The organism is Pseudomonas sp. WS 5027 (assembly GCF_012985695.1).
In the GTDB taxonomy this organism is placed as follows: domain Bacteria; phylum Pseudomonadota; class Gammaproteobacteria; order Pseudomonadales; family Pseudomonadaceae; genus Aquipseudomonas; species Aquipseudomonas hygromyciniae.
The window spans coordinates 62,057-87,827 of record NZ_JAAQWU010000012.1 but is presented as its reverse complement, the minus strand read 5'-3'; the positions used below and the strand labels follow the sequence as shown (position 1 = coordinate 87,827).

Here is a 25,771-nt window from a genome sequence, read left to right as displayed (position 1 = left end):
GGCCGCCCCGGCCGGCGTGAATGCCGGGGCAACCAAAGGGTTGATCTGGGTTAAGCGGTGACTGTGATCGTCGAAGTGCTTGTCTTGGTAGCGTCCGACACGCTGGTAGCGGTGATCGTCGCGGAGCCAACGGAAACTCCGGTGACCAGGCCGGAGGAGCTGATAGTGGCAACGCTCGGCGCCGAACTGGCCCAGGTGACGTTCTGTGCTGCTTCTGCCGGCAGAGTCGAGCCGGTGAGCTGACGAGTCGCAGTCACGGCAATCGATGCGGTCGAAGGTGCCACCGAGACGCTGGTTACCGGCACGAACGGAGCCCGGGTAATGGTCGGGCTGAGCTTGGCCACGGTGTAGTTCAGCGTAACCTCGATCAGATCGCGCTTTCCGCCATTCGGCAGTTCGCCGTCCACTTCCACCGCCGGGAAGTTGAAGGTGTACTTGTTGCCCAGCGAGTCAGTGATAGGGAAAACCACTGCGATCGGGGCCCGGGTGAAGGTGTTCTTCCAGATCTCCCACGCGCGCTTGGACCAGGCCAGCGTGATACTGCCGGTAATCGCCGCCTCGGTTGCGATGTGAGCGCCAGGCCCCAGGCTTTCGGAGCCCAGGCACCGCTGGGTTTGCAGGCTGTTGTCCAGGGCGATGGTCATTGCCGATACACAAGCCACGCCTTCCAGCGACTGACCATTGACCAAGATCGTGCCGACGTTGTTGTTCGACAGGAATGGTGTGGTAGTCGGGGCATTGGGCGACACGACAATCGGCACTTCGCCATCGGTGTAATCGAGGCAGGCCATGTTGAAGGTGGCGGTGACCTTGCCTTCGGACGGGATGTCGAGCGCAAAGGTCGATACGTGGGCGCCCTTGAACAGGCCGTAGACGCCTACATCGTTGTAGCCCTTCGCGATGCTGAAGGTATTGCGGGTATCGCCCACACGCAGCACGTCAGCATTCCACTGGCCATAGAATGCGGCTTCCAGCAGCTGATCGAACGAGCCGAACGAGAACTCTGCCGTCAGGTCGCCGCCGATATCGATGCTGGTGGCTACCGAGCCTTGGCTTAGGCGGGTGTCGGTGATTTCGTCACTGACTTCGGTGTTGACGGTTGGGGTCAATGCGTTGCCGGTCAGGCGCAGCGTGTCCCAGGTGCCGGTGGGGGTAACGCCTGGCGTCACCTCCTTGATGATGTGGCTTACAACTTTTGCGCCGCTGGACATGGTTTCCACCTTTGTTTGGGCATAAAAAACCCCGCTCAGTGGCGGGTGGTTGGTGTTGCCTGGCTCAGCCGGCGCGGAACCGGATGTTCACATTAATCTGGTAGAAACCTTCGAACTCACCGGCTACAACCTGGCTGGCTTCCATGCACTCAAGGTCGCCGGACATCCAGTAGGCGAAGTGAGATTCGAGCGCGTCGGCCAGTTCGTTGATAGCTTTCGTGCCGGTTCGCTCGCGGGCGAAGCACTGGATGCTGACTTGCCCCGGCTTCCGCGTGTATGGCTTATCGGCCATGCCAGCCATGAATGCCGTGGCGTGCTGAATGTTCAGGCGGCACCACAAGCCGGTTTCTGGCGGGCTGAATATCGGGAAGTTTGGGTAGTCGATACTCGACTGCGGAAGTCCGGAGAAGGCGACCATCCTGTCCTTGATCAGCTGATAGATGTCGTCATATGTCACTTGTAGGCCTCGCTGACACTGATGAATGCAAGGTCGTAGACACCATTCGGGGCCTGGCTTGAGTGACCAAGTTCGATCATTTCGCCGTATGGGATGTTGGTCTGGATATAGATCACGGGGTACTTCCCGCAAGCCTTGATCAGCATTGATCCTTTGGACAGGGTTTCATTGCCTGATGGATCGATGTTTTCCGTGACGGATAAGTCGGGTGCGCCTATGGATACGGCGTGACTGCCCCGGTATCGACCGCCGACGTAGCCCTTGCCGGACGCCTGCGCCTTCACAAAGAAGTTATCCTCGCGCTCACGCTTGGTAAGCAGTTTGAACTTCTTCTTGCTCGTGTTGGTAGCGTTTCGGACGGCAACGTTTGCGTCATAGGCATCAGCCAGAGCAGTGTTCTTAGCCCGCAGATCCTTGTTCGCCTTCCATAGATCAGGATTACCGACTGGCGATCTCTCAATAACCTCGCTCAGCATGGCTATAGCTATGTCACGCGCGCGCTGCGTCACATCCTCGTCGACCTGATCGATAAAGTCCGTGAGGCTGTGACTCCACCCGGCTTTTGCGCTCATTTATGGTTTCCTCAGCTGAACTCGATACGTCGCCGAGGCCGGATCAACCTGCACGCCCTTGACGTTATATCTGACCATTTGCGAGCGATTGGCAAGGTCAGGCACTGTGATCGTGTGCCCCTCGGCCGGTCGATCGGTCACCTCGTTGATGAGCGCGATCAGCTTCAGGTCGCCTGATAGGATGTTTATGTTGTCGATTCGCTTGGTTTCGTACTTGCCCAGCACGCCGCGCCCGGTGTACGTCACGGTTTCGCCGGTAGACGTTTCCGTGACTGGATTCCATGCACCTGGCGTGGTGTAGGCGCCCGAGAATGGCAACGCAGCGTCTGCCAAGTCGGTATTGAATGCTTCGGCAAGATCGGCCTGCAATTCGTCGCGCAGTCCCATGTCAGCCCCTCACTATCTTGGTCTGACCATTACCGCTGCCCAGATAGTGCGACAGCAGCGCCATAGCGAAAGACTCGCCCGAGCTGATCTTGCGGGATGATGCCGAGTAGGACTTGCTACTCGACACGCCATCAGCGTCAACCGACTTGCTGAGCACGCCGGTCTCCACGCTTCCGTATACGTTGCCTGCAGCAGCCTCGCGGGCAATCTCAGCACCTGCCTGGATCACGTCATCCGGGATCTGGTCGAAGTCAGGCAGGCCGAGATTGGTAAGCCAGGTGTTAGCCATCAGCACCGCGCGCGCTTTCTGGTCTTCCGGCGCCCAGGTAGAACCGAGCAGTGCGTCAACCTGCGCAACGGTGATGTAGGTCGTCACTGGACTTACTCCTGGGGTGCCGCGTCAAGCAACTCAGCGAGCGCGGGCTTGAGGGCCGCCGCGTCGAACTCGACGCCTTTTTCGGTCAGCAACGCCTTGATCTGTTCGACATTCAGGCCCTTGGATGGCCGGTCAGAGTCGCGAGCCCCCTTCTTCACTGGCTCCGGGTGTTCGTAATCATCCGGCGCGAACTTGGCGTCGATGATCTTGTAGCCCTTCTGGCGCAGTTCAGCCTTGCGCTCCGCAGAGACCGGATGTTTCTCGTAAATGACTTTCTCGTCCATGGTGGACTCCTGGTAGGTGGATCAGGCGGCCCGAAGACCGCCTTCACGATTACTTGGTGGCATCGCCGATGGTGATAACGCCAGCCGAGGCTTTGATGCTGTTCGCAACCAGATCCCAGTTAGTGCCCGTGGCCAGTTCGGCGCTGGTTGGCGACTTACCACCGTTGGCGGTGTCCCAGGTGTAGCCCTTGAGGCCCATGCCGAAGGTGTAGTCGGCCTGCATGGTGGTCTCGATGCGTTCCTTGCCGTTCGAGGTCTCGATGTTGGTGATCAGGTCGGAACCATCCATCACCATCGCCGCGCCGTCGGCCAGGCTCAGTACTTTCTGCTTGTTCGGGGTGCCGGCCTCGTACAGAGCCGCGGCGTCGGTGATGATCACAGCCTTACCCAGGATGTCGACAACCTGCACGCCGCTGAAGGTGAACAGCTTCTCGGCGTTGACCAGGTTCTTACCGATCAGCTTGTGGTACATCGCGCCGGTCATGACCTGAGCAATGAGGCGCTGAGAGGCGTCACCGAACAGTGCATGCGCGTTGTTGATGGCGACGTAGTCCACGCCAACAGTTGCGGAAACGTCGTTGGTGGCGGTCGGCTGGTTGCCGATTGCCGCGACCAACGCTGCAATGGCGGTGTTCAACTGATCCGACATGATGGCTTCGGACAGGTTGCGGCTGATCACCTCCAGCGCTTCTTCCGGGTTTTTCTGAACCCACGAAAGCTGCGAAGGCTCCCACAGGATCGGACCGAAGCCGCCTGCAATCTTCACCGAGTCGTATTGCTTCTGGGTCAGCGGGGTGGCTGCCTGAGCGCCGTTCGCGGCGTAACGGTCAACACGGCGCTGAGCGCTATGCAGGCCAGCCCAGAGCGATTCTTGCAGGAAGTCGCCGTCGATACCCTGGGTGGTCAGACGGATGGAGCCTGCCGAAGCAGCGTTGAACTTCTCAACGTCCTGCGCCAGGGTTTCGATGGTGATTTTCTTCAGGTACTCATTGAATACCTTCATGTTCGACAGGGACATGGTGACTCCTTAATTCGTTGCGGTCATGGCCTTGATAGCGGCGACTCGATCGTCTTTGCCCCCACCAAAATTGCCCTTCGTGTTTTGGTTGTGCTCACTGCCGTTCGGAGCGCCGCCGCCATTGGCGCCGCTGCTCTTCAGGATGTGATCGCGATGCGGGTATTGCGAAACAAGGGTTTCAAGCGACTCGTTGAAGTCGGCCAGCTCACCCGGGCGGGATTTGCTGTAAATCTTCTGGCCCTGGGCATCGTAGGCGACGACCTTGCCTTCCTCGATTTTGAAGTTGCTGCCGAAGGTGGCCTGCACCATGTCAGCCGGGACAGCCATCTTCTCGGTGATGTACTGCGAACGAGCAAAGCTGCCACCGATCTTCTCGGCGTACAGTTGTTGCTCGAAGGACTGCACCTTGCCGTTGGATTCGTCCAGGCGGGCCTGCCATGCCTTGTCACGCTCGGCGTTCGCCTGCTCGACCTGGCCGGCATCCACCAGCTTTTTCTGATCGAGGTTGGCGACAGTTTCCAGCGCCTTGCGGGCCGCAGCAGGGTCGGCGATACCTTCGAAGGTCTTTACCAGATCTTCGGCAGTCTCGGCGCGGGTGCGGTGCGACTTGGCTTCAGCATTCAGGCGGGTGATGGTGTCTCGGGTTCCGACAGCATCGAACGCAATGTCCTTGCCGTCATCACCAGTGAATACGGGCTTCCCATCCAGGACTTCCGCGTATTGCTTGCCATCGACTTCAACGATCTTGAGTTTCATTGTTTCTCCTAGCAGGCCATCCGGCCCAGTGCGCCCCGCTCATCCGAACAGACAGGCAATAAAAAGCCCCGCAGGTGCGAGGCGCATTTGATTTAGTTGATTTGCTACAGGCCGGCCTTGCTGAATGCCTTGGCATCCCGTTCGCGCAGCTGCTCCAGCGTGAGGAACTTCCCGCGATCATTGTAGAAAGCGTCCAGCTCAAGCCCGCCACCCCTGAGCAGCTTGCCACGGGTAGGCCCAAGCACCTCGTCTTGGCGCTCGGCACTCTGCCCCTTGATCCAGTCTCCATAGTTCGTGGACTTCGGCACCTGACCATCCATGCTCGCCCGTGTGCCTTCCGGAAGCCCTTTGGATAGGCGCAACGCTTCATAGCTGGCGATGATCGGCATTGATGTCGATCGACAGTTAAAGTACAGCTTGCCGGGACCGCTAAGCCAGGGGACTTTGTGCCCGACTGGGGCGTGTTGGCTGTCATTGGTGTAGATCATCCTGTCACGCAACCTGCACGGGGCACTGGTCTTGTTGTCCAGCGTGCTCAGCCAGCGAACCTCGGCAACAATGTCGTCGTTAGCCTTGTAGTAGGCCTCTCGTGCACCCTGCGCCGTATGACTGATCGCCGTCCGCACCATCGTCTCGACATCACGACGGCCACGCTCAACGATCCCGTCCGCATAGCCTTGGGCTTTGGTGCCCATGATGCCGCGAACAATCTGGTCGGTGGTTTGGCCCTCGACCATACCAATGCGGATACCGTCGCGGATCTTCGCGGCCCGGCTTGCCTCAAGGTCGCCCATCCACTCCTTGAGCAATCGCCCTTGGAATGGCCGAGCAAGCGCAATCTCGCGCACCTGAGCCAAGTTGACCGTGTTCAGGCTGACTTGCACCAGCACCTGGTCCGGAACGACCTTCGTGAAGAGCGCGCCCTGATAGCCGATCTCGTACTGTCCGATGTCCACGACCGACTCAACCATGACCTCGCCTATCGAGGCGTAGACCGACTTGTTCAACTCATACACAGACGCAAGCACGGTGTTTAGCCGTCTCGCCGTATACGAGTTCGGCCCGAGGCGATCAATCGCCTCCAGCAGCTTGGTGCGCAGCTCAGCGTCCGCGCTATTGAGTAGGCGGATGATCTTTCGCACTTCGGCGTTGCTTAGGTGCTGCAAATCGACTGCGTGACCGATTGAGGCCGACTGCATCTGCTCGTTTACGGTTGCCATTTAGATCTCCCCGAGCGCCGGACCTTCCGATTCGATCTTGCCCAACTCATCGAGCCAGTCGTATTCGTCACTGATCACGCCGCGGCGCTGCATCTCTGCGAACAGGGTTTCCTTGGACAGCATCCCAGCATTGGCCATCGCGACAAGCGTCGGCAGTGACACCTCTGGCATGTAGTCAACGTCGAAGTTGCCGCGAATCTCGACCGCGCCGCCTTCGCCCAGGCTACGGTAATCAGCCATGAACTGGAGCAGTTGCGCCAAGCAGTCAGCAAAGTGGTTCGCCATACGGGCCAACGGGGACAGCTCCTGAGCGGACTCCTCTTCTGCCTGGGTGGCAGTCTTGGTGGCGCTCTTCTCTGGCGTGAGCAGCTTGGCGCCGGCCATGCGCATTTCGTCGAGTAGGTCTTGCAGCGCCTCCCGGCCAGCCTTGACGGCAGCTCCGGTGTGCTCGACATACTTGAGGTCGCCATCTTTTGGAAGGTCTGTCAGCGAACCGGTACCCACCTTGAACTCTGGCGGTACAGGCTTGCCCTGATTGTCGTACATGGCCTGCACGCCGATCCGCACCAGAATCGGCACACGGATAACGTGAAGGATATTGTCCTGGTCGCTCTGGCTTTGCCAGTGCTTCACGTTGAGGTGAGCCAGCTCCAGCAGTGGCGGCTTCGCGGTCATGAAGCCCGTACGGCCCGTGTAGAAGGTCACCAAGGGGATGTATTTTAGGCTGTTCGTGCCCTCTTCATGCAGAACCAGCGCCCCGCCCTTCTCCTGCGCGCGGTAGGTCCGCCACGACCCAGGCTCAAGAACCCGGACCTGATACACGCACTTGACACCAAACTCGCCATCCGGCTCTTCGACAGACTCGGAGTAGCGGAACATGGTGAGCTGGCCGCCATTGGAGCGCCAGCCAAGAACCTGCTCTGGCTTGATCATTATTGCGTACGGACGAACTCCGGCTGCGATTTCCTGGGCCTGGGTGCGGACGCCTTCGGCAACAGGGTGATCCACAAGCGCATGACAAAGTCCGTGACTCAAGCCCTCGCGGAAAAACTCGACAGACCAGGAATTCAGGTCATTGCCAGCATGGTCGATGTCCTTGGTCATTTCCTTGATCTGATCGGGCACATCTTCACCGACCTGCAAAGGCTCAGCGAACACCCGGGAGGTCATGTTGCCGACCGTCTCCGAGTAGGCAGGGAGCAGCGTGGACAGCCTCAGACGCTCCTTGTAGGAGTTGTCATCCTCGGCAGGATACTGAGGCAGCAGTGCTTTCCCAGCCGCACGCATCGCCATGGTGCCGCTCATGAGTGGAGTAATCACATCCCAGTAGGCGCGCATGGCGTCGACAGCAGGCAGCGCGATTGCCGGGTTATCGCTCATGGTTACATTCTCAGTGGTTGAGTCATCACGAAAGGTCTGATGATTGGATAGTCGTGGTGGATGAAGTAGCCGCCAGCGTCGTTCGCATGGTCGACGCCTGATTTCTTGTCTGGCTCGCCGTTGGCGGCCCACACCTGCTGCTCCAGGCCGTCCGCATATGTCGGGCAGCGAAGGGGGTTAATCAGGTATCTACGCTCACCCAGTGCGTTGCAGAACATCGCGTTCATGGCGTTGATGCGGTCTTTCACTGGCGGGTTTGCATCCGGCGCGATGACGCTGAATCCCGCTTGGCGCAGTATGGCGATGTCTGTCTCGCTGGCATTCACCGACTTGCGAGATCCGCCTGAGGCGTCCGGATAGATACGGATCTCGCAGGTTTTCTCGTAGTCCTTGCCGTTGTAGCGCCAGTAGCGCTCCTTGATACGGCGGATCATGTCGGGGGTGTCGAAGCCATCGATAAGCTCGTCGACCGCCCGAGGCTTGTCATCGGCGCGCTTTACGTGCGTGATAGCCGCCATCTTGCCGACGTTAAAGTCCATGCCGATGAATAGCGGCTCGCCTGGCTCAACCCCGTCGAAGCAGCCATTCAGCTTTCGGTCATACGCGTGGTAGATCGAACCGGCATTCAGGTTGACGAACTGCCCATTGAGGTAAGCCAGGATCAGCTGCGGCGGGTACGATTCCATCAGGGACTGGATGTAGTCCGGCGGCAGGTTCAGTTCGTTGTCGAACGTGCTGGCCTGCACTAGGCCGTACATATCACCCAGCGAAGGCTTGTCGCGTACCTGCTTGAGGAACTGCTGATAGACGAACTTGTAACCCTCTGGGGTCGTCGTTACGTCCACCCCGTTGCGTAAGCCTGGGGCGTTGTAGCGCATCCGGGCAATGATCTTGCGCCAGGCCTGCTGCGCCTTGACCAAGCTCATCACGTCGAGCTCATCTACCAGCGCGTGACCAATCTTGAAGCCGACAATTGTCTGGGGCTTCTCCATGGATCGACATATCACGGTGCCGCGGTACTGCCGGCCACTGTAGACGTGCACTTCATGGTTCGACTGATTGATCTCAGTGCGAAGCCCCCAGTCGTGCGCAACCTCTTCCATCGTCGGGTAGAAGATGTCGCGGATCTGGGCGTATGTCGGAGCAAAGTAGCCGGCGTTGATGCGCGGCCACTCCCAAAAGTGTTTCCCCAGCGCCGAGCAGCCTACCCAGGTCTTGCCAGAGCCAAACCCAGCCACGAAGGCGCGGAACTTGTGAGGCAGCGCCAGGAACTGGGCTTGAGGTACGTTAAGGCTCGGCATTAGGGCGTCTCGCGTCAGTCACCACTACTTCGATGCGCTGAGGCAATGGCCCGTCGTCTTCAGGGTCGAGCTTCTTGATCATGTCGGCTCGCTTCGACTCAAGGTCACCAATACGGCCCAGCAGGCGGTTGATGATGTCCTCATAGCCCTGGCGTCGACGCTGGGTTGTCATTGATGGGCGGCCTGGCTCTTGCGCCGGCTCACCCTCTTCAACAGGATCTGTCGCCTGGGTGTGGATGCTCTCCATATCCAGAACAAGGCCATCACCAGCCTCAGCCTTGGCCTGAGCCATCAGTGCGCGCCGTAACTGGAGCTTGGCAATCTTGATGTCGTCATCCAGCGTGCCGATACCGATGTCATCCCACAGGCCGTGCTCATCAGCAGTCAGCGTGTCGGAGTAGATGCCGTGTTTGCGAGCGTGCTGGTTGCCCTTGTTGGCCTTGGCAGCCGCCCCGCCGTGTAGCTTGCAGCGAGAGGAACCCGGAACAGCGTGTCGCTTGCATGGTTCCCCGTTGCTGCGCTTCTTTGCGCCGCATAGGGCCATGGCTAAGCCTCATTCATGGGGTGTTTCGCGAATGAATGGTCATTCAACGTCGTTCGAACGTCATTCAATGGTCATTCGATTGTCTTTGCGACGCTTAGCGTCCTAACAAGCCCACCTGTACACGTATCGCGCTTCTTGGCCATTTCTACGGCTTCCGCTGCCGTTGCGCCCATGTCCATCGCAGTTAGAGCGTGAAGACCGCCACTACCGATTGCGTATGGCTTGTCGCTAACCAGTGGGCTTTTCCAGAAGCCATCATCCACATCATTGCCCGCGTACCACAGACCATCAGCATCAACGACGATGGCTGCGCAGGACAGGTCGCGTGATTCTGCCGAGCCGAAGTAGGCGGCAATCAATCTAGAGTAGTGGCTGGTCTTGCCGCAAAGAATGAACTTGACGCCTTTCTCTTCTCGGCACTTCTGGAAGTCGTCGTACAGAATTTCGGTATCGCGGGTGATGCGAGAGTCATAGGCGATCACGCCGTCTTTGTAGGCAATGGTCGTCATGCGCTCACCTTCACACCAACGCCGCGCATGGCGAACGCAATGCACTTTTCGTAATCTGGCGTCATCCCAGTCAAATCAGCGAACAGGCCAACGCCACTCAGGTATGGGTGAACCCACCACGCTACCGACACGCTTACTTCGATCCTGGTCAGCTTCATATGAATTCCTGCGCGCCACGATTTGGCGCTTTCGAAAACGTGGCGCGGATTACTCAGCCTTACGACCTGGCAGCTTGAAGTCAGTCACCCGGTCAGCAATGGAACGGATCTTCTCCACGCCCAGGAAGCCGACCCACCCGCCGACGAAGGTGGCCATGCTCTGGGGAAGATTGAAGAACTCAAGCCCGCTGATGATCGTCAGGGCCAGGCCGCCACAGATAGCGCCCTCCACGATCATCTGGCGCCGGGTACCCCCACCGTAGGTGATTCGCAGGACAGCCATCGCACAGGACAACGCAGCCGCATAGAGGATTGGCGAATGCTGGCTCAACCACGCAAGCGCTATCGCCCATGTGTCTGGTTTGTCTGGCATGCTGGACATCTCGGTTCCTCCCCGTCAGGGAGTTATGGATATGACAGGCCATGACCTGCGGAATAGATCAGCCCCGGCGGCACTCCCAGCTCAGAGCGAAGGGTGTGGCGGGGCCGAAAACAAGAAGGCCTCGATCAATGTCGAGGCCCTGAATAGGTGCGCGTGCCTTCCCACGCTGCCAGCCAAAGACCATCACTGCGTCGACACCCAAGTGCATCGATCTCGCTGTTCCTGTCTCGCGCCACCCTGAAAGCGTGTTAGGTCAGGGCGCGCGGGCTGCCGGTGTTTTTCCGTAGCGCTGCACTACCGGCTTATCAGCGTCCAGGCCTCCCGAGGGCTGCCCTGACTGCAGTTAAAATCAGAATGCTGGGGTGATGTCGAAGTAGTAGTCCTTCCCTTCTTCGAAATGCTCAGCGCGATCTGCGGCCACGTTTACGGTGTATTCGCCGTATGGGGTGTACTTGCCGTAGATCGCATCCTCTTCCGCCGGGTTGGCCGACCACACAGCACCGAAGTGCAGACGAGTCAGTGATTCCGTCGAGCCCTGAACAGGCCCTTTGGAGCGAAGAGTCATTTTGCAGCGGGTGATGTGGGTCATCGGTAGATCCTCGAACGTCGATTGAGCAGGAGGGTCTTTCCGGTCTTTCGCCTGCATTTGGGCAATAAAAAACCCGGCGCGGCGGCCGGGTTTGTTTGTCTCTTGCATCACCTACATGCGCAAGTACGACAGGATGGGTGGATAATGGCTCAATGGATCACTACGCGTCAAGCGACTTCTGATATCACAAGGCCTTCTTGTTCGAGAATGTGCTGAGCCTCCACCAGGGCCAGGTCCACGCTGCTCTCCAGCGCCTTGCGAATATCCCGCCTCCACCGCTCCTGGGTCTTGATCGGATGAGGCTCATTCGACCAGTTGTCCATCTCGTACCATCCGGCAGGCAGCACGTTGGTGGATCGCTTGCCGTCCACACCTGGCAGCCGAGGTAATGCCCATGTGACCACGGCGCAGTGCAGGAACCGCTCCGGCGCCGGCGAACGCATCAAGCGGGTCAGTTCTGCAATTGCAGCATGCTTGCGCTCGGTATGCGTGGAGAACTTCGCCACAAGGGATCGCCAGTGCTCGGCAGACAGCGACTTATGCAGACGCCCGAACACCCAGCAGTCCTGGAGAAACGACGCCTCCTTGCCGACGATCTCCCCCTTCTGCTTGGCGCACTGCACCTTCGGCTCAAAGTCGCAGCCGCCGGCGGAACTGATGGTCTCGGCCGCAAGGGCGCGAACTACTGCTGAAACAACGTTGCGATAGGTCATGCTGCCTGCCCCTTTTTCAGTTCTCTGGTCATTGCGCGGTACTTGGCCTTGATGGCCTTGATCTCATCCACGGTGTACTTGCGAACGCTCTGGTCGGATTCCAGGGCGTCGACCGCCTCCTGGCCAATGCGCGCGATCAGGCCTATCCGGTAGTCGACGGCGTTGCCAGACAGGAACCGGTTGTCCTGCTTGCTCTGTGCGTGACAGTTGCGCTCATCGAAGCGCAGGTGCGGAGCGGAGCCGACGCTGCGGTAATGACCTGCATCTACTGCGTTACCGCTCCAGTCCAATGGCTTGCCGCTGGATATGCATAGGTGTCCGGCGGCCTGGTCCCGGGTGCGGATGTATTCGTTGAACGCCTGCTGGGCTTCGCGCATGTGGTCGCCGCGACTTTTCAGGGCCTCCTTGCGCTCCTTGATATCCCGGCGGCCGGCCTGGGCCAGCGACTTCTTCTCCTTGACCTTCTGCAACTCTACGGTGGCCAGCGCACACTTAGGACTGCACACCGCCTGACCGAGGCGCTGCGGGACGAATGAGTCCCTGCATGCTGGGTTCTTGCAGGTCTTTGGCTTGGGTTGTTTGGTGGCGAGACTCATAGGTCGCGCCCCCACAAAAAACCAACGAGGGCCATTGCATCCGCAATAGCTGCCACCGCCCAGAACGAGGATGGCGCATCAAACGGTCCTATTCCGGCCTGCTTCAGAACTGCGCACATTGCAATGACGAGGATGCACTGGATCATGAAAAAGATAGCGCCCTGGTTCATGCCGCCACCTCCCGCGACTTCTGCTGCTCGGGCGCGAAATCGCCGCGAAGGGGCATCAGGCAGCGCTCAGGAACAGCTGCGTACTTGACCTTGAATGGTTCTGGCTTGAGCTTGTTTGTGGTTACAAGCCCGTCCGCCGCCACCACCCAGCAAACCTTCATCTCTGGATTGCCCACCCTTCCACCATCCGGGAGAGTGATTGTCGAATCACTGGTTTTCCGAATCAGCTCAACAACCATGCCGAGGTTTGATTCAATTGATGCGTCAATGACAAGCGCCAGGTCGCCCGGCTTGAAGTTATGGCTCATGCCGCCACCTCGCCCAACAGATCAGTGAACACCACACCCTTGGCGCTGAACTCGGCAACGATCTGGTCCGTGTAGGCGATGCCCTGGGCACGATTGAACAGGCGAGTCACTGGGAACCCGTCCGGGCCGAAGAGCGAGCAAGGCCCCATCAGTTCGATCTTTGTCTCGTAGTCCAGGTGCAGGAACATCCGGTTCCAGCCGTTGCGGAAGTCGGCGTCGGCATTGCGCATGATCGGCACGCCGAAATGAAGCTTGCAGTACTTGCGGGCGTCCTCCACGTCACCGATCTGGGTCATCTGGGCGATGCGTTGGTAAAGCGCAAACCACAATGCGTTTTGATCCAAGGTCCGGTCTTTGCCTGGGCGCAGGGAGACCACCACGAACTTCTTGTCCCGGTACATGGCTGTCAGGGCGTTGATGGCCTCGGAAAGCTTAGTGGCGCTGTTGACGCTGATCTTGTCGGTCATTGCCCGCCACCCTTCGACCCTTCTGGATCGGCGCTTTGAGACGTTTTTGAGGTCGATTGCCCGCCACGATCTCCCTGGCCCAGGGCGGCGTCGATCACTGCAACCCAGTCGTCACCGTAGATTTTGCTCATGCCGCTATCGGCATCACGCTCGATATAGGAAAATCGTTCCGCATCCTTGCGCAGCGCCTCGATCTCAGCCAATTGCAGGAGCTCGCGCTCAGTGGAGCGGGCACACTCAGCCTTCAGCTCAGCATTCACCTGCTCGTAGGCTTCGTAGCCGGTGCGTAGGCCGGCATTCTCGGCGCGGAGTTTTTCCAGGTCGCTCATGAGCCCGGCAGCCATGTTGTCGATCTGCCCGATAACGCTGGACGCCTTTTCGAACGGCTGGAAATTGGGCGAATCCTTGGCGTAGCACCTGCGCCAGATCGCCATAGCCAAATCGGTCGCCTCGCGCAACGCTGCGACGTTGTCGGCCTTGAGCTGGTCGCGCTCGATCAGCAGCGCCTGGGCAATGGAGTGGAACTGTCGGCGGGACAACTCGTTTTCCATTGCCATTTCAAACGGCATTCCGATTGCGGCTCTGGTTATTTCGCTCATAGCCGCCGCACTCCCTTCTTAGCCAGCGCCTCACGCTCAGCACAAGGCGTGCAAAGCTGAACCCCCGGAATAGCCACACGACGACCCTCCGGTATCCCCTCTCCGCGCTCCACGCACTCTGTGGCGCTTATTCCGGTGTAGCTAGGGATCTGGGCAAGGGACCGATTCAGGGCCTCTTGGATTACGATGTCGGCGTCATCACAGATGTCAGTCATGGCTAGCTCCTTGAAATTGGCCTGGGCAGCCAAGCGCCTTCTCCAAGGCTAAAATGGTCTTCAATCGTGGGCGGCATTCACCAGCCTCATACCTGGAAATCATCGACCAAGAGAGGCAAGTAGCCGATGCAAGCTCACGCTGAGTAAGGCCCTGAGTCGCACGAAGGAAGGAAAGCTTCTCGCTGAACGTGAGGATCGACTTTCCTGGAAACACGCCTTCTTCCTCCTTGGCGGCCTTCCAACCATCCCAGGCGCCATTGGCGTAGGGGCTGTCGTAGTAGTCCGGATGAGTTGCCGATCGGGTGAAATCCATCCCCCGAAAGCGCGGGCTTTTCTCGAACTTTTCACGCATCTTGTCGGTCATGTCCGTTGCTCCGTGGTCTTCTTGCCGAACTTGGCCAACAGCAGCTCGCGGGCTGACTTGCCGTCAGCCGGGATGCCTTGCTGAAGGATTCGTGCCTGGGTTTGCTGGTCGGCCAGTTCGTTGGCGAGTTCGAAGGCCGTCTTCTGGCTGTCGTGGCCGATCCCGGTGAGGATCTTCCCGTCCAGCGGCTGGCCTTCCTGGGCGCGGCGGATCACCACGGCGTAGTTGTGGTCGAATCGCTGGCGAAGGCCCTTGTCCTCCTGCTTGGCTGCGCGCAGGTCGAAGATTCCGGTCTCGTTGGCAGCAATTCGCACGCCTTCATGGCTGTAGACGCCCATCAATGCCTCCACCCATGCGTCAGCGCTTGCGGGCAAGCCGAACGCCTCAGGGCCAGGCGTGCACCAGCCTATGAACTGGCCGACGCTTGGAGCGAACGGTGAGCCGCTTTTGCGGCACTGCTCGATTCCATAACGGATCTGCTCCAGCGAGCGGATGCCGGCGGCCATGAAGCCCATCGTCCAGTTGCGCATCGCGGCGGCCTTGGCCTTGTCGTCGGGCCATGCCTGCTTGTGCGCAGGGAAGATGGCCTGCAACTGCCGAAACAGGCGCTCAACCACTTCACCGGTGGCGTCGTCCACCACTCCAAGCTGGCTGCCGATCTGCGCCGGGGCCTGATAAGGGGCGGCGGTTCCCAGCGCCCGAGCAGCGCCTGGGATCATCTGAGTGACTGTTTTCATAGGTCATCACTCGTATCGGCGCGCCATGACTTGTCGTAGAAGTCCGGGCCTTTGCTGACAGTCCTTCCGCCAGGCAACACCTTCTCCGGGAACAGTCCGGTCCAGCCATTGCTGATGGACTGGATGATCACGGCATCGGGCCAGTGGTGGCCAGCCAGGGTCTTGGCTTGGCGCTCGCAGGTGGTCTTGGTCAGCGGCTTGCGGATCTCTTTGCGGTGCTGGCACCAGTCCGCCCAAACCTGCTCGCTAACGTTGGACGGTTTGCAGGTGAGCGGGTCGAATTTGGGCGCCTTCTTCTTCGCCGAGGGAGCGTCAGCGACCGGCTGCTTTACTGGTTCCTTGACTGGTTCAAAAGAGTGACTGGTTCTGGGGGCAGCTCCTGCCCCACCCCCTGGGTTATCTCCTGCCCCAGGTAGGGCAGCTCCTGCCCCACTATTCATCAACGAAAGGTGGAAGAGGTTCGACTGATTAAGTTCGCCCTTGCGACGAAACTCACGACGCAGCAGACCGCATTTTTCCAGTTCGCGGATGTGAACCTTCACGGTGGAACGTCCGATCTCGCATTGATCAGCGATGTGCTGATACGACGGCCAGCACTCGCCCATGTCATTGGCGTTGTCTGCCAGCTTAATCAGGACGAGCTTGCGCAAAGGATTGCCGACCTTGGTCTTCATGGCCTTGACCATCAGCTCCATGCTCATTGCAGGGTCTCCCACTGAGGGAAGCAATCGCTTCTCAGGAGCTTGTTAAAAGCCCTTTCACGAATGGAGCGAGGGTCGACACCGGTCAGGCGGCGGATCAGTACCTTAGAGGCAAGAACAGCCGTCATAAGCTCGAAACGGGCGTCGTTCGTGCAGTCTTCGCACTTCGATTCCTCATCATCCAGGTAGACGCTCAGAGAGAACTCACTTTTGTCCCAGGCCATATACGCGAGCTGGTCATTAGTGAACTGTTCCATGTAGGCGTCATCAATCATCGTCGCCTGGATTTTTGGTTCGTCTTTCATGATCAGAACTCCAGGCGCTTAATTTCGGAGAGAAGAGCCCGGCTATGGCGCTGGATGTAGATCTGGCTGAGCTTCTGCTTGCGGGATTCGAAGTCCATGCCCACGTCGATCAGAGAAGCGTTGACGCGCTGCAAGTGTTCGATGCACCGAATCTCGCAGGGAGTCAGGTGGTCGCGGATGGAATCGGTGGGGCTGATGCAGTGCGCAGCGCGGTAAGCCTTGGAGGGCATGCCCGGGGCGATTCGGTTGATCAGGTCGAATTCATTACTGAAGTGGTAGTGCTTGGTTTCTTTGCCGGCGGCGAGACGGCCGTGCTTAATTGCGTCAGTTAAGGCCGGGGCCTCAAGGCGAGCCCGCTCCCTTGCCTGCTTCCCTTCGACAAGCTGAATGTGTCCGATGACGACGGCGTCGAAGGTGCGGATCACGTGCAAGTGGAATCGAGCATTGACCCACATTGCATAGGCGTAGATCAGCTCCTTGACCACGTAAGTCCCGCCGCTGCGCCCCTCAATAGTCACCACGGGTAAACTACCCGGATTCTGGGTAGTTAATTCATCGAACATTTCCGTGAACGATTCGGTTGCCATGTACTTGCCCGGCTCTTTGGTACGCTTGTTCGCGCCATCCGCCACCGCCGCCTTGTGCAGGTCATTCAGGCAATACCGACCTTCAAGGTCTTGCTTGATTTTGACGCCGCCGAGACTAAGGGCCATTGTCCGCGCCACGTTTTGCGATTGCATAAAACGTGGCGCGGGATTATTCAGGGCCTGTACATCGATATTAGAGGTGTGCATAATCGGCTCCAGATTGAAACGATATTTGCAAGCGCTGTGAAAAAGCCGGGATCGCACCCCGGCTTTTTTGTGCCTGCGATTTGGGTTTATTGGTTGAGGTCTTCATCAGGCCCTCCTTTTTCAGGCCCTAATACGGCCTTCGGCGGTTCTCGCCTTGTTGTTGGCAGATGCCGGATCTTTCCGGCGCCTCTTGGCCTGGTCTTCTCGAAAAAACGCTCTGCTCCAAGCTTTGCGGCGTATTCGTCGGGCGTCATGCCCGCATCCTTCGCCAAACGTTCAAGCTTCTCGTAGAGGCGCCCATCGATCCCGTGGCAGATCGTGGTTTCAGGCACATAGCCTCCTTCAGGGCCTTCAGGCCTGCATGTGTTTACCGGTAGCATTCGGTTCAACGATGCTTTCCAACTTCTCCTCGACGCACATGCGCACAAACACGGCCAGCTGCAGCTTGTGCAGGCGGGCCACGGCCTTTAACGCTTCGTAGGTTTCATCGTCATAGCGGGACTTGATCTCCCGGTCTTTCAGGTGGCGTGTGTCGTCGTATGCCATTGGTGAGGCTCCTTGGTTGTTCGAAAGGGTTAAGCGGCGGATTTCTTAGCGGGGATGGGGCGAAGCTCGGTGGCCTCAAGCGTCCCGTCATCCATCAGGGTGATATTGATGGTTCGTTTTGATCTGAACATCTGGGATACGGCGCTCTGCTGAATACCCAGAGCCTTAGCGAGATCACTCTGGGTGCCATGCAAAGCCAGGTACTCCCCTAGGGTTACGGTCTTCATTGGCGGTCTCTCAAATTGAATACGGCTAGATAGTAGCACTGCTGTTTTATACAAAACAAGGAATACAGTAGCACTGCTGTTTGCTTAAAAAGCAGCCCTGCTACTAAATCGCACTCATGAATAAACCTGTACGTACTCCCTTGAATGAGGAGCAGCTTGCCGACGCCAAACGACTCAGCGAGATATACAAGCTCAGGGTTCGCCAGGCAAAGGAGCGCAAGGACTCACCTCTCAATCAAATGGAGGTGGGTGAACGCTGCGGATGGAACTCGCCTCAAAGTACTGTCAGTCAGTACATGACCGGCAAAGTTGCCCTAAACTTGGATGCTCTCGTAAAGCTTTCTAGGGCCCTGGATTTCGAGCCCTACGAGGTTAGTCCGACCCTGGCTTCCGGGATCAGGCGAGCGTCTCCATGTCACTCGAAAAGTAATAAGCAACAAGACGCAGCCAATACACCATTCCCGGCTGGCGATGATGCTGGCGTTATTGATGATCGTTATGCCTTCATACCTCAATACGACGCGAGGGCGGCAGCCGGCATTGGTCATGACAATCCACACGTCGAGGCCAAGTCAACACTAGCCTTCAAGCGCGACTGGCTGAAACTCAAAGGGGCAAACCCAGCAAGCCTGATCGTTATTTATGCCGATGGCGAGAGCATGTGGCCAACCATTGATGATCACGATGTGCTGCTGCTGGACACGTCAAAGACCGATCCGGTTGATGGCCATGTATTTGTCCTGGCGAGCAACGACAAAGGGACGATTGTTAAGCGCCTTATCAAGCATGGCGATTCGTGGGTCATTCATAGTGATAACCCTGACGAAAACACGTATCCCGATGTCGTGCTGCCGGATGGCGAGATTTACGAGCATCGGATTATCGGTCGTGTGATCTGGCGCGGCGGGGATCTGTAAGTCATGCCCCTCACCAAACCCAACCAGCAGCTACGCCGCGACCTAAAAGAGGCTGCGGCCTTACTCAAGTGGTCAGGCGTCGATCTGATGAAGATGGCGGTACGGTTGTCTGAGGCAGGGTTTGAGAGTGATGCCAGGGAGCTGCTGACGATCATCTCGGGGTTTCCGGATGCCGAGGACAAGCTGGCAGGTTATGCGGATGAGGTGAAGACGGGAAGGATTGTGCGGGATAGGTCCTGATTAAACCCATAATACCAAGGAGCGGCAATGCACAAAGACACCTGGCTAGACGACTGTCGCCAATGGTGCCAGCGGATAAAGTTCCTATCTGAAGATGTGGAGTGGTCCGAAAAACCCTCTCACAGCGGATGGCTCGAAGCCACAAGTGGCTTGCTGGATGATCGTCGCGTAACCATTCCCAACCTCTACTTCAAAGGCGAATTTCAGCCTGGGAGAATGGGAGAGCGCGTCAGCTATGGGCTCATGTACCGAGAGGGCAAGGAAAAGCGTCGCGTCTTCATGCTTGAAGTGTGGCCGGTGCATGAGCGGTCCCATAGAGAAAAAGGAATAGACATGTTCGGGCCTCATCTTCATCTTGGTGACGAGCGCTTGGCTCAAGTGACGAAAAAGGTCCGATCGTCGATCAGTGGGGCCACTGAGCGTAGATGGGTTGAGCGATTCGTACGACACGCTAGAATTATGAGCGTTAACGGTCGTTCAATATCGACTCCTTTCGATGACGATCTATTTGGGTAAGGGTATGTGCAGCATTGGATGCGGAGATTTTTTCTCAAAATCGGGGTGGCATTGCCAAACCGTCAATGTTGGTAGCGGTCCAGCTACTTACATCAGCACGCCTATAACATTGCCAGGAGGCAAGCCCCTTGATTTTTACCTGATCAAGCGAGGAAACCACATCGAATTTACCGATGACGGGATAACCATCTTCGCGCTTCGCTCGCTTGGATACGCTCTCGGCGACAAGAGAAACTGGAAAGGCCTTGAAAATCTCGGCGTACGCCACGGTTTTGAGCTGACCAGCGCCGGAGCCTTTGAATGCGTTTTCCCTGAGGGCGATCTCGATATTTGGGGGGCGAAGATTCTTCGGCTCATGGCGGCAATCGCTACATGGGAGGAAGACAGATTCTCCGAGGGAGATACCGACTTCTCATTGACTGAAGAGGTCGAGATGCTGCTTCGGGCTAAAGACCCTGAAAGAAAGCTGCTCAGGAATGCGGCTCTCCGCGTCGGCAAGATTGATGTAACCTTCGATTTTTTGTGGGGAGATACCTATGTTGACGCTGTCGCCCCAGTGCAACAGTCAATCAACGCTCGGCTTAGGAAGGCCGTGATCATCAATAAATCCGAAGAGCCAGTTGATGTATTGTTCATCGTTGATGATCGGGACAAGAAACAAAAAGCCGAGGACGAAATCAATGTTCTCGGCGGGCTGTCCCCAACGATACTGTTCAGCGACTTCCAGGCACATTACAGTTCCGCTGTTCACTGACTCAAGCCCGGCCCAGCGCCGGGCTACTTGTATCTGCCCTACTCTGCCTGTCGTATATCCGCGCCTGACACGTAGTCTGCGGCTCGGCTCGTCGCCATTTCCTGACAGTTGACAACCCCTCCAAGCCCTCGCGCTATCTCCCAGCCGTCCATGTACAGCTTGTTGACGGCGATGCCCTTGATGCCTTTAAAGGTTTTCACGGCATCTCCAACCCTCAGCCATCCACGAAAATCTCCTGCGTTCATACCGGCCTTGAAATCCGTACAGCCTGACGCCCATATGAAACTGGCATCCTCATTTGCATCCTGCTGCGTATAGCCGAAAGCCAAGATCGGCACGCAAAGCAGCGATAAAGCACCAACCATGACAACCCGATTCATTGCTCACCCCACTCGCTGATTGAGCCGATTGTAGCAGTCCTTCTTCGCCAATCCTGCCCGCCGTTGAGCGGGATTTTTTTGTGCCCACAAGAAAATATATATCAGCAGTGCTGTTGACTGCCAAATAACAGCAGTGCTACTTTTACTCCATCGAGTCACCCAACAGGGACTCGCCAGGGCCTACCAAGACCCGCCGCAACACAGGCAGCGATGCCAGGCAGACGCCGAACGCTCTTTACACAACCTGACGTGACCCAACGACGTACCGGCAACCCCGGTGGTGAGAAAGCTAAACCGTCGTCCATGCAGCCTCTGGTAGCTGCCGTACTCCCTCATGTGAGTACGCGAAACCACGCACAAACCGGCAAAGCATCGAACACGAAATGTGCTAACGCCGGTGAGAGACGACTCGGACCAATGCGTGGTGGAGATGAAACACCCACAGATTTACTGATGCCGCTTCGATGAGGCGGCATTGGAAATCAACGGAGGAACACAGGATGAACAAGGTGCTTCGTATCACCCTGCGCGGCGAGCTGCAGGTATTCAGCGATGACGACCTGGACGCCTGCGTCCGCGAAGCCAACCGGCTCAACGCGGAACGTGGATACACCAACGGCGTGTGCGTGGTCGAGCAGGAAGATGGGCAGCGCATGACGGCGGCTGACTGCAAGGCTGCGGCATGACGGTCCTTTTCACTGATGCCCATCCGGAGCGGTGGGCATTGGGAAAATCACCGAGGGCAAGACAATGCGACCAGTAATGACGATGAAGACGATTCATGACTCCCTCGGGCGGCGGCTCGAAGGGCTTGATGATGATCGCGAAGGCAAGTTTCACGGCTGGGGTTCTGGCTACGAGGAATTTGAAAGCGGTCCGGGCAACTACACGGTAGCGATCGTTGAATTCCCTGACGGCAAAGTCGACACGGTGATGCCGTACTTGATTCGCTTCCTCGACAGCGACGACGCCAACAATGAGGCGCTGGATTACGCACTGGCCAATCCCATCGTTATTGGTTGAACCATCCTCCTGCGCATTCACAGAGTGCGCAGCGGGATGCGGATGAGTCCACACGGCGCAAGGCCGCCCCCTGCATCACCGTCAGAATTGGTTGTTATCGAGCGCTGGCGGCGCCCCACTCCCGCATGAACGGCTTGCCTGTGCGGGGCTCCTAAGTCCAACCAAGCAAGGAGACACCATGAAGCATGCATCAGCAATCGCCCAACTGACCATCAGCGCTGAGATTTGCGAGAAGAACGCGCCAATCAACGAGGTCGAGGGCAATCACGAACAGGCCGAGCTTGAGCGCAATAACGCAGTAGCGTACCGGGCTGCTATTGCTCGCCTCGAAATCGAATAACCCGCAGCAACTATGACGAACCACCCCGGCCTGACGCCAGTAGCGTGACCGGGTGCAGATGGCTCCCTGCTGATTCAGGTAGCCATCTGGTTTCACAAATGCCTCTAGTCCCCCTGGAGGTATTTGGAAGCCCCGGGGCCCACTGCACATCCCGCCGGGAGGGAGCCGAAAGGTAGCAGCAGCCCGCACATGCGGATTAATTCAATAGGTGGCCACTGCCTTCCCAGTGAGCGAACAGCGGAGGGTTTGCCATGAAGCGAGACTAAATACGGCGATCGATCGCCAACCCCGCGCCACGTAGGGAGGTCTATGTGTCGCACCGAAAGCCCGGGCAATGTTCGGGCTTTTTTACGCCTCACCTCTACCTGTCAGCCTCACCCCCCCCCAGAATCAGGGAAATATTCATGAAGCGATCAGAATTCAGAACTGAGCTGGTGAAGATCATGCCCGGCTACAGCTGGACCGTTCAAAAAGGCAAAGATTCGGATGTTGTGTTCATCGCGACCGGCATTCAAACCAGCGGCTCTAACCGCCTTTCGACTCTGCGCGTAGAGCGGCGCGAGGATGATCGCGGTATCAGCTATCAAGTTAAAAGCGCGGGCTACGGCACGCGGGCTCCGTGGTTGCATACCGCAAGCGATGCAACTCTCGCTCGCGCTCTTCGCTCCCTGCAAGAGCATTACGAGCGCATCGCCAGACAGTACAACGCCCACGCTATTGACCTGCAGACAGGCCGCAAAACGGCATCGGCACCCGCCGCCTAAACGAATTCAATTTATCCGTCAGCACTCCTCCCCCGCGCCCATCGGCAACCAGCGGGAGGCATGAGTGTTGACGAATACAGGTGAACCAACGAATGGAGAGAGTCATGAGCAAAGACGACGGCGGACCGGCGTTCGCAAGACCATTTTCGAAAAACGGCGAATATTCAGATTCTCAACAAAACCGATCTCAAGAAGGCATGAGCCTGCGCGACTACTTCGCAGCTCAAGCCCTGCAAGGCCAGATGCAGCGTGAAAAGGACTTCGGAAAGACCGTCCGCGAGCAGGGTTTTTCCAAGTATGCCGCGCACATCGCGGAGACCTCGTATCAGCTGGCCGACGCCATGCTCGCCGCCCGTTCCGCCTAACCCCAAACACTGGAGGTCGCCATGGCCGTCACTACCTCGCAGGCTGTCATCTACAAGGGCGGCGGTCGGCGCTATCTCACGCTCAGGTCGGCTTGTGCTGCCGAGGCCCGGGCACTGCTCAAAACCCGCTGCGACTGCGAGTACATGGATTACGGCGGTTCAATTGGCGGCGAGTGGCTGACCTGCTGGTATCACGAAGACGAACGCAACGCCGTGCTGATGCGCCGATTGACTGGCGGGTACATGCGCCGCTTCAGATCAACCCAAAAGTAACTGGAGGTCGCCATGAGCGATATCAACCCGATCCACGCAAATAGTCGTGACGGCGGTGATGCCTACCGCATGCTGAACCTGATCCACGTTATGGCCGGGATGCTGGCAAACGAGCCAAAGAAACACTTCACCCTGGCTCGTACAAATAGCAACTCGCAGTACGGCCCGATCACTACCGTCTGGACGAATGGAATCATCGACGTCGAGGCGCGTACTTGGCGCGATCAGGAGCCGGCTTACCACGAATACTCGATGACTCGAGTGGTCACCCAGCCAGCCGAATAACCCCGCCAATTGGAGGCGACCATGACTTACGAAGTAATAGTTGAAGGGTACGTCCTCCAGGTGGAGGTGACGTATTGCGAGGACATCAAGCCGAGCTGGAACACATGGAATAGTGACTGGGACTACTTCGGTAGCCGGGAACTGGAGTTTCAGATCGTGTCGGGAACGATGTACGACGAGGACGGCGTTCCTATGGACGTGTGCCAGATGGAGCTGGCCGTGATTGCCGAGAGCAAGGAATACGTCCCGATGATCGAGAAAGCGCTGTGGTTCGAGATTGACGGCCGCAAGCGCCGAATGGGGAGGAAAGCAGCATGAGCAGAGCAAACGTTATAGCCGTGGGCATGATCGACGCCCGCTTCGACTGCATCCGCAACGGTGACACCTCGGCTCAGTTGTTCGCCGAAACCAGCATGGCCATGGAAATGGCTTACGCGCTGGGCGCCATAGATGACGGTGCGTTCACCCACTACAAGGAGCGCTACAACCGGCTTTATCAGACCCAGGCAGAAGCATTCATCGCAGATATGCGCGGGAGATCAGCACCATGAACACCATGACTCTGGCATTTACTCATTCGACCTGGTACGGCGCGCTGTCGCTGGCCTATGACGCTGGTATCGAGAACGTCCACGCCTGGAGCCGGCGGGCCTGCATGTGTGGTGAGTGGACCGTGGCTTACGAAGTTAAGGCATGACCACCCACCAGCAGCACAGGCGCCGCGCCATCCGCTGGGCCTTCTTCATCACCGGCCTGATCTTCTACGCCGTCCTGTTCCTGGGCCCCGCTATCGGCGGGCTGATAACCGAATAACCCCCAAACCTTCAATAGCTGCGAGCATCGCGGCAAGGAATCCCCATGTCCGCAGTAACAGAACTGGCAGTAGTGCCACCGAAAGAAACCGCACTGACAGTGTTTAGCACAGCCAATGGGCTTGACCCATGGCTTCAACAGGTCCGGGCGAAGGTCGATGAATTCAACAAGGTGCTGCCAGACCTGACAACCCGCAAGGGCCGTGAGGCTTATGCCTCGATGGCGCACCAGATCGCTAAATCGAAAAACGCCCTTGAGGCAGTAGGTAAAGAGATTTCAGCCAAGCAAAAGGAAATCCCCAAGCTGATCGACGCCGAGCGCAAGCGCGTATGGGACACGCTTGAGTCGTGGCAGAAGGAAGTGCGCAAGCCACTGGACGACTGGCAGGCCGCCGAAGATGCGCGGGTAGCCAAGCACAATGATGGCATCCAGCAGATCAAGGATATGGCTCTGTTCGGCGAGATGCCGCCGGCGTCAGTGGTTGCCCGCGTGATTACTGACCTTGAAGCCATTGCAATCGACGATAGCTGGGAAGAGTTTCTGGCAGAAGCTGCCCAGGTAAAAGATCAGGCACTGGCGAAGTTGCGCGCCCTTCTGGCCGAGCGCACACAGTACGAGGCGGATCAAGCTGAATTGGCACAGCGCCGCGCCGAGGCAGAGGCCCAGGCCCAGCGCGACCGCGATGCAGAGATTGCCCGTGTTGCCGCCGAACAGGCCCGACTTCAGGCAGAACAGCAGGCCCAGGCAGAGCGTGATGCCGCAGCCCGCCGAGAACAGGAACTGCTGGATCAGGCCGCAGCTACACAGCGCGCCGCCGCGCAGGCCGCACTGGACGCAGAGGCAGCCGCCGAACGCCAGCGCCTGCAACTGGAACTACAGGCCGAGCAAGCACGCACGGCAGCGGCTCAGGCAGAAGCAAGCCGTGTTGCCACTGAACAGCGCGCCGAGCAAGACCGGCTTACGGCCATTCGCCGCCAAGAGGAAGCCGTTGAGCAGGCGCGACTGGATGAGGTTGCCCGGGCGAACGCAGCGGCAGACGAAATCCTGCGCCAGCAGCAGGAGCGCCAGGCTGACGTAGCGCACAAATCGAAAATCTTGGGCGAAGCCAAGCAGGCCCTGATCGGCATGAACATCAGCGAAGAGCTGGCCAAGGCCATCGTCCTGAAGATCGCCCGCGGCGAAGTGCCGAACGTATCCATTCAATTCTGAGGTATC

The 25,771-nt window shown here is 58.1% G+C and carries 47 protein-coding genes; 15 read left to right on the top strand and 32 right to left on the bottom strand.

Going from position 1 to position 25,771, the window contains the following annotated elements:
* Positions 1-50 precede the first annotated feature (50 nt).
* The 31 genes from HBO09_RS16055 to HBO09_RS15905 all read right to left on the bottom strand — a co-directional run bounded on the left by HBO09_RS16055 (position 51) and on the right by HBO09_RS15905 (position 17,886).
* Positions 51-1,211 carry a phage tail tube protein gene (locus HBO09_RS16055; RefSeq protein ID WP_169994909.1) on the bottom strand — a complete coding sequence of 387 codons (1,161 nt, stop codon included), beginning with the start codon at positions 1,209-1,211 and terminating at the stop codon, positions 51-53.
* Positions 1,212-1,275: 64 nt separating this feature from the next.
* Positions 1,276-1,668 carry a phage tail terminator-like protein gene (locus HBO09_RS16050; protein ID WP_169994912.1) on the bottom strand — a complete coding sequence of 131 codons (393 nt, stop codon included), beginning with the start codon at positions 1,666-1,668 and terminating at the stop codon, positions 1,276-1,278.
* Entirely contained in the window at positions 1,665-2,240 is a 576-nt protein-coding gene (locus HBO09_RS16045) for a hypothetical protein (RefSeq protein WP_169994914.1), read from the bottom strand. Before HBO09_RS16045 ends, HBO09_RS16050 begins: the two co-directional genes overlap by 4 nt.
* Positions 2,241-2,627 carry a glutamate 5-kinase gene (locus HBO09_RS16040; RefSeq protein WP_169994916.1) on the bottom strand — a complete coding sequence of 129 codons (387 nt, stop codon included), beginning with the start codon at positions 2,625-2,627 and terminating at the stop codon, positions 2,241-2,243.
* A gap of 1 nt (position 2,628) precedes the next feature.
* Complete coding sequence (locus tag HBO09_RS16035) at positions 2,629-3,003, bottom strand: hypothetical protein (protein WP_169994919.1); 375 nt, start codon at positions 3,001-3,003, stop codon at positions 2,629-2,631.
* A gap of 5 nt (positions 3,004-3,008) precedes the next feature.
* Complete coding sequence (locus HBO09_RS16030; protein WP_169994922.1) at positions 3,009-3,287, bottom strand: hypothetical protein; 279 nt, start codon at positions 3,285-3,287, stop codon at positions 3,009-3,011.
* A gap of 49 nt (positions 3,288-3,336) precedes the next feature.
* Positions 3,337-4,305 (bottom strand): major capsid protein, encoded by a 969-nt coding sequence (locus HBO09_RS16025; RefSeq protein ID WP_169994924.1) that lies wholly within the window; start codon positions 4,303-4,305, stop codon positions 3,337-3,339.
* Between the two features lie 9 nt (positions 4,306-4,314).
* Positions 4,315-5,061, bottom strand: a complete 747-nt coding sequence (locus tag HBO09_RS16020; protein ID WP_169994926.1) for a DUF6651 domain-containing protein — start codon at positions 5,059-5,061, stop codon at positions 4,315-4,317.
* 104 nt (positions 5,062-5,165) lie between these two features.
* Positions 5,166-6,281 (bottom strand): hypothetical protein, encoded by a 1,116-nt coding sequence (locus tag HBO09_RS16015; RefSeq protein ID WP_170060917.1) that lies wholly within the window; start codon positions 6,279-6,281, stop codon positions 5,166-5,168.
* Positions 6,282-7,661 (bottom strand): DUF4055 domain-containing protein, encoded by a 1,380-nt coding sequence (locus tag HBO09_RS16010; protein WP_169994928.1) that lies wholly within the window; start codon positions 7,659-7,661, stop codon positions 6,282-6,284.
* A gap of 2 nt (positions 7,662-7,663) precedes the next feature.
* Positions 7,664-8,962: a terminase family protein gene (locus HBO09_RS16005; RefSeq protein WP_065943806.1), complete on the bottom strand. Its 1,299-nt coding sequence runs from the start codon at positions 8,960-8,962 to the stop codon at positions 7,664-7,666.
* Entirely contained in the window at positions 8,949-9,506 is a 558-nt protein-coding gene (locus HBO09_RS16000) for an HGGxSTG domain-containing protein (RefSeq protein WP_065943807.1), read from the bottom strand. The genes HBO09_RS16005 and HBO09_RS16000 overlap by 14 nt, the downstream gene beginning before the upstream one ends.
* A 71-nt stretch (positions 9,507-9,577) precedes the next feature.
* Positions 9,578-10,015: a proteasome subunit beta gene (locus tag HBO09_RS15995; RefSeq protein ID WP_169994930.1), complete on the bottom strand. Its 438-nt coding sequence runs from the start codon at positions 10,013-10,015 to the stop codon at positions 9,578-9,580.
* A complete protein-coding gene (locus HBO09_RS15990; RefSeq protein WP_169994933.1) occupies positions 10,012-10,173 on the bottom strand; it encodes a hypothetical protein in 162 nt (53 codons plus the stop codon). Before HBO09_RS15990 ends, HBO09_RS15995 begins: the two co-directional genes overlap by 4 nt.
* Before the next feature lie 49 nt (positions 10,174-10,222).
* Positions 10,223-10,555 (bottom strand): phage holin, lambda family, encoded by a 333-nt coding sequence (locus HBO09_RS15985; RefSeq protein ID WP_169994935.1) that lies wholly within the window; start codon positions 10,553-10,555, stop codon positions 10,223-10,225.
* 349 nt (positions 10,556-10,904) lie between these two features.
* Entirely contained in the window at positions 10,905-11,144 is a 240-nt protein-coding gene (locus HBO09_RS15980) for a hypothetical protein (protein WP_065943811.1), read from the bottom strand.
* Positions 11,145-11,311: 167 nt separating this feature from the next.
* Entirely contained in the window at positions 11,312-11,857 is a 546-nt protein-coding gene (locus tag HBO09_RS15975) for a hypothetical protein (protein WP_169994937.1), read from the bottom strand.
* Positions 11,854-12,453, bottom strand: a complete 600-nt coding sequence (locus HBO09_RS15970; protein WP_169994939.1) for a recombination protein NinG — start codon at positions 12,451-12,453, stop codon at positions 11,854-11,856. The genes HBO09_RS15975 and HBO09_RS15970 overlap by 4 nt, the downstream gene beginning before the upstream one ends.
* Positions 12,450-12,623, bottom strand: a complete 174-nt coding sequence (locus tag HBO09_RS15965) for a hypothetical protein (protein WP_169994941.1) — start codon at positions 12,621-12,623, stop codon at positions 12,450-12,452. The genes HBO09_RS15970 and HBO09_RS15965 overlap by 4 nt, the downstream gene beginning before the upstream one ends.
* Positions 12,620-12,931 carry a hypothetical protein gene (locus HBO09_RS15960; RefSeq protein WP_169994943.1) on the bottom strand — a complete coding sequence of 104 codons (312 nt, stop codon included), beginning with the start codon at positions 12,929-12,931 and terminating at the stop codon, positions 12,620-12,622. Before HBO09_RS15960 ends, HBO09_RS15965 begins: the two co-directional genes overlap by 4 nt.
* Positions 12,928-13,398 carry a hypothetical protein gene (locus HBO09_RS15955; RefSeq protein ID WP_169994945.1) on the bottom strand — a complete coding sequence of 157 codons (471 nt, stop codon included), beginning with the start codon at positions 13,396-13,398 and terminating at the stop codon, positions 12,928-12,930. The genes HBO09_RS15960 and HBO09_RS15955 overlap by 4 nt, the downstream gene beginning before the upstream one ends.
* A complete protein-coding gene (locus tag HBO09_RS15950; RefSeq protein ID WP_169994947.1) occupies positions 13,395-13,997 on the bottom strand; it encodes a hypothetical protein in 603 nt (200 codons plus the stop codon). The genes HBO09_RS15955 and HBO09_RS15950 overlap by 4 nt, the downstream gene beginning before the upstream one ends.
* A complete protein-coding gene (locus HBO09_RS15945; protein ID WP_169994949.1) occupies positions 13,994-14,212 on the bottom strand; it encodes a TraR/DksA C4-type zinc finger protein in 219 nt (72 codons plus the stop codon). Before HBO09_RS15945 ends, HBO09_RS15950 begins: the two co-directional genes overlap by 4 nt.
* On the bottom strand, positions 14,205-14,576 hold the full coding sequence (locus HBO09_RS15940) for a helix-turn-helix transcriptional regulator (protein ID WP_169994951.1): 372 nt from the start codon (positions 14,574-14,576) through the stop codon (positions 14,205-14,207). Before HBO09_RS15940 ends, HBO09_RS15945 begins: the two co-directional genes overlap by 8 nt.
* Positions 14,573-15,313: a replication protein P gene (locus HBO09_RS15935; RefSeq protein WP_169994953.1), complete on the bottom strand. Its 741-nt coding sequence runs from the start codon at positions 15,311-15,313 to the stop codon at positions 14,573-14,575. The genes HBO09_RS15940 and HBO09_RS15935 overlap by 4 nt, the downstream gene beginning before the upstream one ends.
* Positions 15,310-16,014, bottom strand: coding sequence for a helix-turn-helix domain-containing protein (locus HBO09_RS15930; protein ID WP_169994955.1), 705 nt, complete (start codon positions 16,012-16,014; stop codon positions 15,310-15,312). Before HBO09_RS15930 ends, HBO09_RS15935 begins: the two co-directional genes overlap by 4 nt.
* A complete protein-coding gene (locus HBO09_RS15925; protein ID WP_120249031.1) occupies positions 16,011-16,319 on the bottom strand; it encodes a hypothetical protein in 309 nt (102 codons plus the stop codon). Before HBO09_RS15925 ends, HBO09_RS15930 begins: the two co-directional genes overlap by 4 nt.
* 2 nt (positions 16,320-16,321) lie before the next feature.
* Entirely contained in the window at positions 16,322-17,113 is a 792-nt protein-coding gene (locus HBO09_RS15920; RefSeq protein WP_169994957.1) for a KilA-N domain-containing protein, read from the bottom strand.
* Between the two features lie 86 nt (positions 17,114-17,199).
* On the bottom strand, positions 17,200-17,445 hold the full coding sequence (locus tag HBO09_RS15915; protein WP_169994959.1) for a hypothetical protein: 246 nt from the start codon (positions 17,443-17,445) through the stop codon (positions 17,200-17,202).
* Between the two features lie 19 nt (positions 17,446-17,464).
* On the bottom strand, positions 17,465-17,659 hold the full coding sequence (locus HBO09_RS15910) for a hypothetical protein (RefSeq protein WP_040267807.1): 195 nt from the start codon (positions 17,657-17,659) through the stop codon (positions 17,465-17,467).
* Positions 17,660-17,688: 29 nt separating this feature from the next.
* Positions 17,689-17,886, bottom strand: a complete 198-nt coding sequence (locus tag HBO09_RS15905; protein ID WP_102618501.1) for a Cro/CI family transcriptional regulator — start codon at positions 17,884-17,886, stop codon at positions 17,689-17,691.
* Positions 17,887-18,002: 116 nt separating this feature from the next.
* On the opposite strand from HBO09_RS15905, the gene HBO09_RS15900 reads away from it, so the two are divergent.
* Genes HBO09_RS15900 through HBO09_RS15885 form a run of 4 tightly spaced genes read left to right on the top strand, consistent with a single transcriptional unit; the run spans position 18,003 to position 20,313 of the window.
* The gene (locus HBO09_RS15900; RefSeq protein ID WP_170060916.1) at positions 18,003-18,803 is read left to right on the top strand and encodes an XRE family transcriptional regulator; all 801 of its coding nucleotides are present in this window, start codon (positions 18,003-18,005) and stop codon (positions 18,801-18,803) included.
* Between the two features lie 3 nt (positions 18,804-18,806).
* The gene (locus HBO09_RS15895) at positions 18,807-19,043 is read left to right on the top strand and encodes a hypothetical protein (protein ID WP_169994963.1); all 237 of its coding nucleotides are present in this window, start codon (positions 18,807-18,809) and stop codon (positions 19,041-19,043) included.
* Positions 19,044-19,070: 27 nt separating this feature from the next.
* Positions 19,071-19,559, top strand: coding sequence for a hypothetical protein (locus HBO09_RS15890; RefSeq protein WP_169994965.1), 489 nt, complete (start codon positions 19,071-19,073; stop codon positions 19,557-19,559).
* On the top strand, positions 19,540-20,313 hold the full coding sequence (locus HBO09_RS15885; protein WP_169994967.1) for a DUF1828 domain-containing protein: 774 nt from the start codon (positions 19,540-19,542) through the stop codon (positions 20,311-20,313). The genes HBO09_RS15890 and HBO09_RS15885 overlap by 20 nt, the downstream gene beginning before the upstream one ends.
* A gap of 38 nt (positions 20,314-20,351) precedes the next feature.
* Here HBO09_RS15885 and HBO09_RS15880 read toward each other — a convergent pair whose 3' ends face one another.
* A complete protein-coding gene (locus tag HBO09_RS15880) occupies positions 20,352-20,693 on the bottom strand; it encodes a hypothetical protein (RefSeq protein ID WP_169994969.1) in 342 nt (113 codons plus the stop codon).
* 500 nt (positions 20,694-21,193) lie between these two features.
* Between HBO09_RS15880 and HBO09_RS15875 the strand changes: the two genes are divergently transcribed.
* The 11 genes from HBO09_RS15875 (at position 21,194) to HBO09_RS15825 (ending at position 25,765) form a co-directional block, all read left to right on the top strand.
* Positions 21,194-21,379, top strand: a complete 186-nt coding sequence (locus HBO09_RS15875; protein WP_169994971.1) for a hypothetical protein — start codon at positions 21,194-21,196, stop codon at positions 21,377-21,379.
* A gap of 76 nt (positions 21,380-21,455) precedes the next feature.
* Positions 21,456-21,716 (top strand): hypothetical protein, encoded by a 261-nt coding sequence (locus HBO09_RS15870; protein WP_169994973.1) that lies wholly within the window; start codon positions 21,456-21,458, stop codon positions 21,714-21,716.
* Positions 21,717-21,894: 178 nt separating this feature from the next.
* A complete protein-coding gene (locus tag HBO09_RS15865) occupies positions 21,895-22,056 on the top strand; it encodes a hypothetical protein (protein WP_169877739.1) in 162 nt (53 codons plus the stop codon).
* 404 nt (positions 22,057-22,460) lie between these two features.
* Positions 22,461-22,820: a hypothetical protein gene (locus HBO09_RS15860; RefSeq protein ID WP_169994975.1), complete on the top strand. Its 360-nt coding sequence runs from the start codon at positions 22,461-22,463 to the stop codon at positions 22,818-22,820.
* 104 nt (positions 22,821-22,924) lie between these two features.
* Complete coding sequence (locus HBO09_RS15855; protein ID WP_169994977.1) at positions 22,925-23,185, top strand: hypothetical protein; 261 nt, start codon at positions 22,925-22,927, stop codon at positions 23,183-23,185.
* A 21-nt stretch (positions 23,186-23,206) separates the two neighbouring features.
* A complete protein-coding gene (locus HBO09_RS15850) occupies positions 23,207-23,458 on the top strand; it encodes a hypothetical protein (RefSeq protein ID WP_169994979.1) in 252 nt (83 codons plus the stop codon).
* Positions 23,459-23,470: 12 nt separating this feature from the next.
* A complete protein-coding gene (locus HBO09_RS15845; RefSeq protein ID WP_169994981.1) occupies positions 23,471-23,743 on the top strand; it encodes a hypothetical protein in 273 nt (90 codons plus the stop codon).
* 21 nt (positions 23,744-23,764) lie between these two features.
* Entirely contained in the window at positions 23,765-24,061 is a 297-nt protein-coding gene (locus HBO09_RS15840) for a hypothetical protein (RefSeq protein WP_169994983.1), read from the top strand.
* Positions 24,058-24,294 (top strand): hypothetical protein, encoded by a 237-nt coding sequence (locus HBO09_RS15835; protein ID WP_169994985.1) that lies wholly within the window; start codon positions 24,058-24,060, stop codon positions 24,292-24,294. Before HBO09_RS15840 ends, HBO09_RS15835 begins: the two co-directional genes overlap by 4 nt.
* Positions 24,291-24,440: a hypothetical protein gene (locus tag HBO09_RS15830; RefSeq protein ID WP_169994987.1), complete on the top strand. Its 150-nt coding sequence runs from the start codon at positions 24,291-24,293 to the stop codon at positions 24,438-24,440. The genes HBO09_RS15835 and HBO09_RS15830 overlap by 4 nt, the downstream gene beginning before the upstream one ends.
* 161 nt (positions 24,441-24,601) lie before the next feature.
* Entirely contained in the window at positions 24,602-25,765 is a 1,164-nt protein-coding gene (locus HBO09_RS15825) for a hypothetical protein (protein ID WP_169994989.1), read from the top strand.
* Positions 25,766-25,771: the final 6 nt, after the last annotated feature.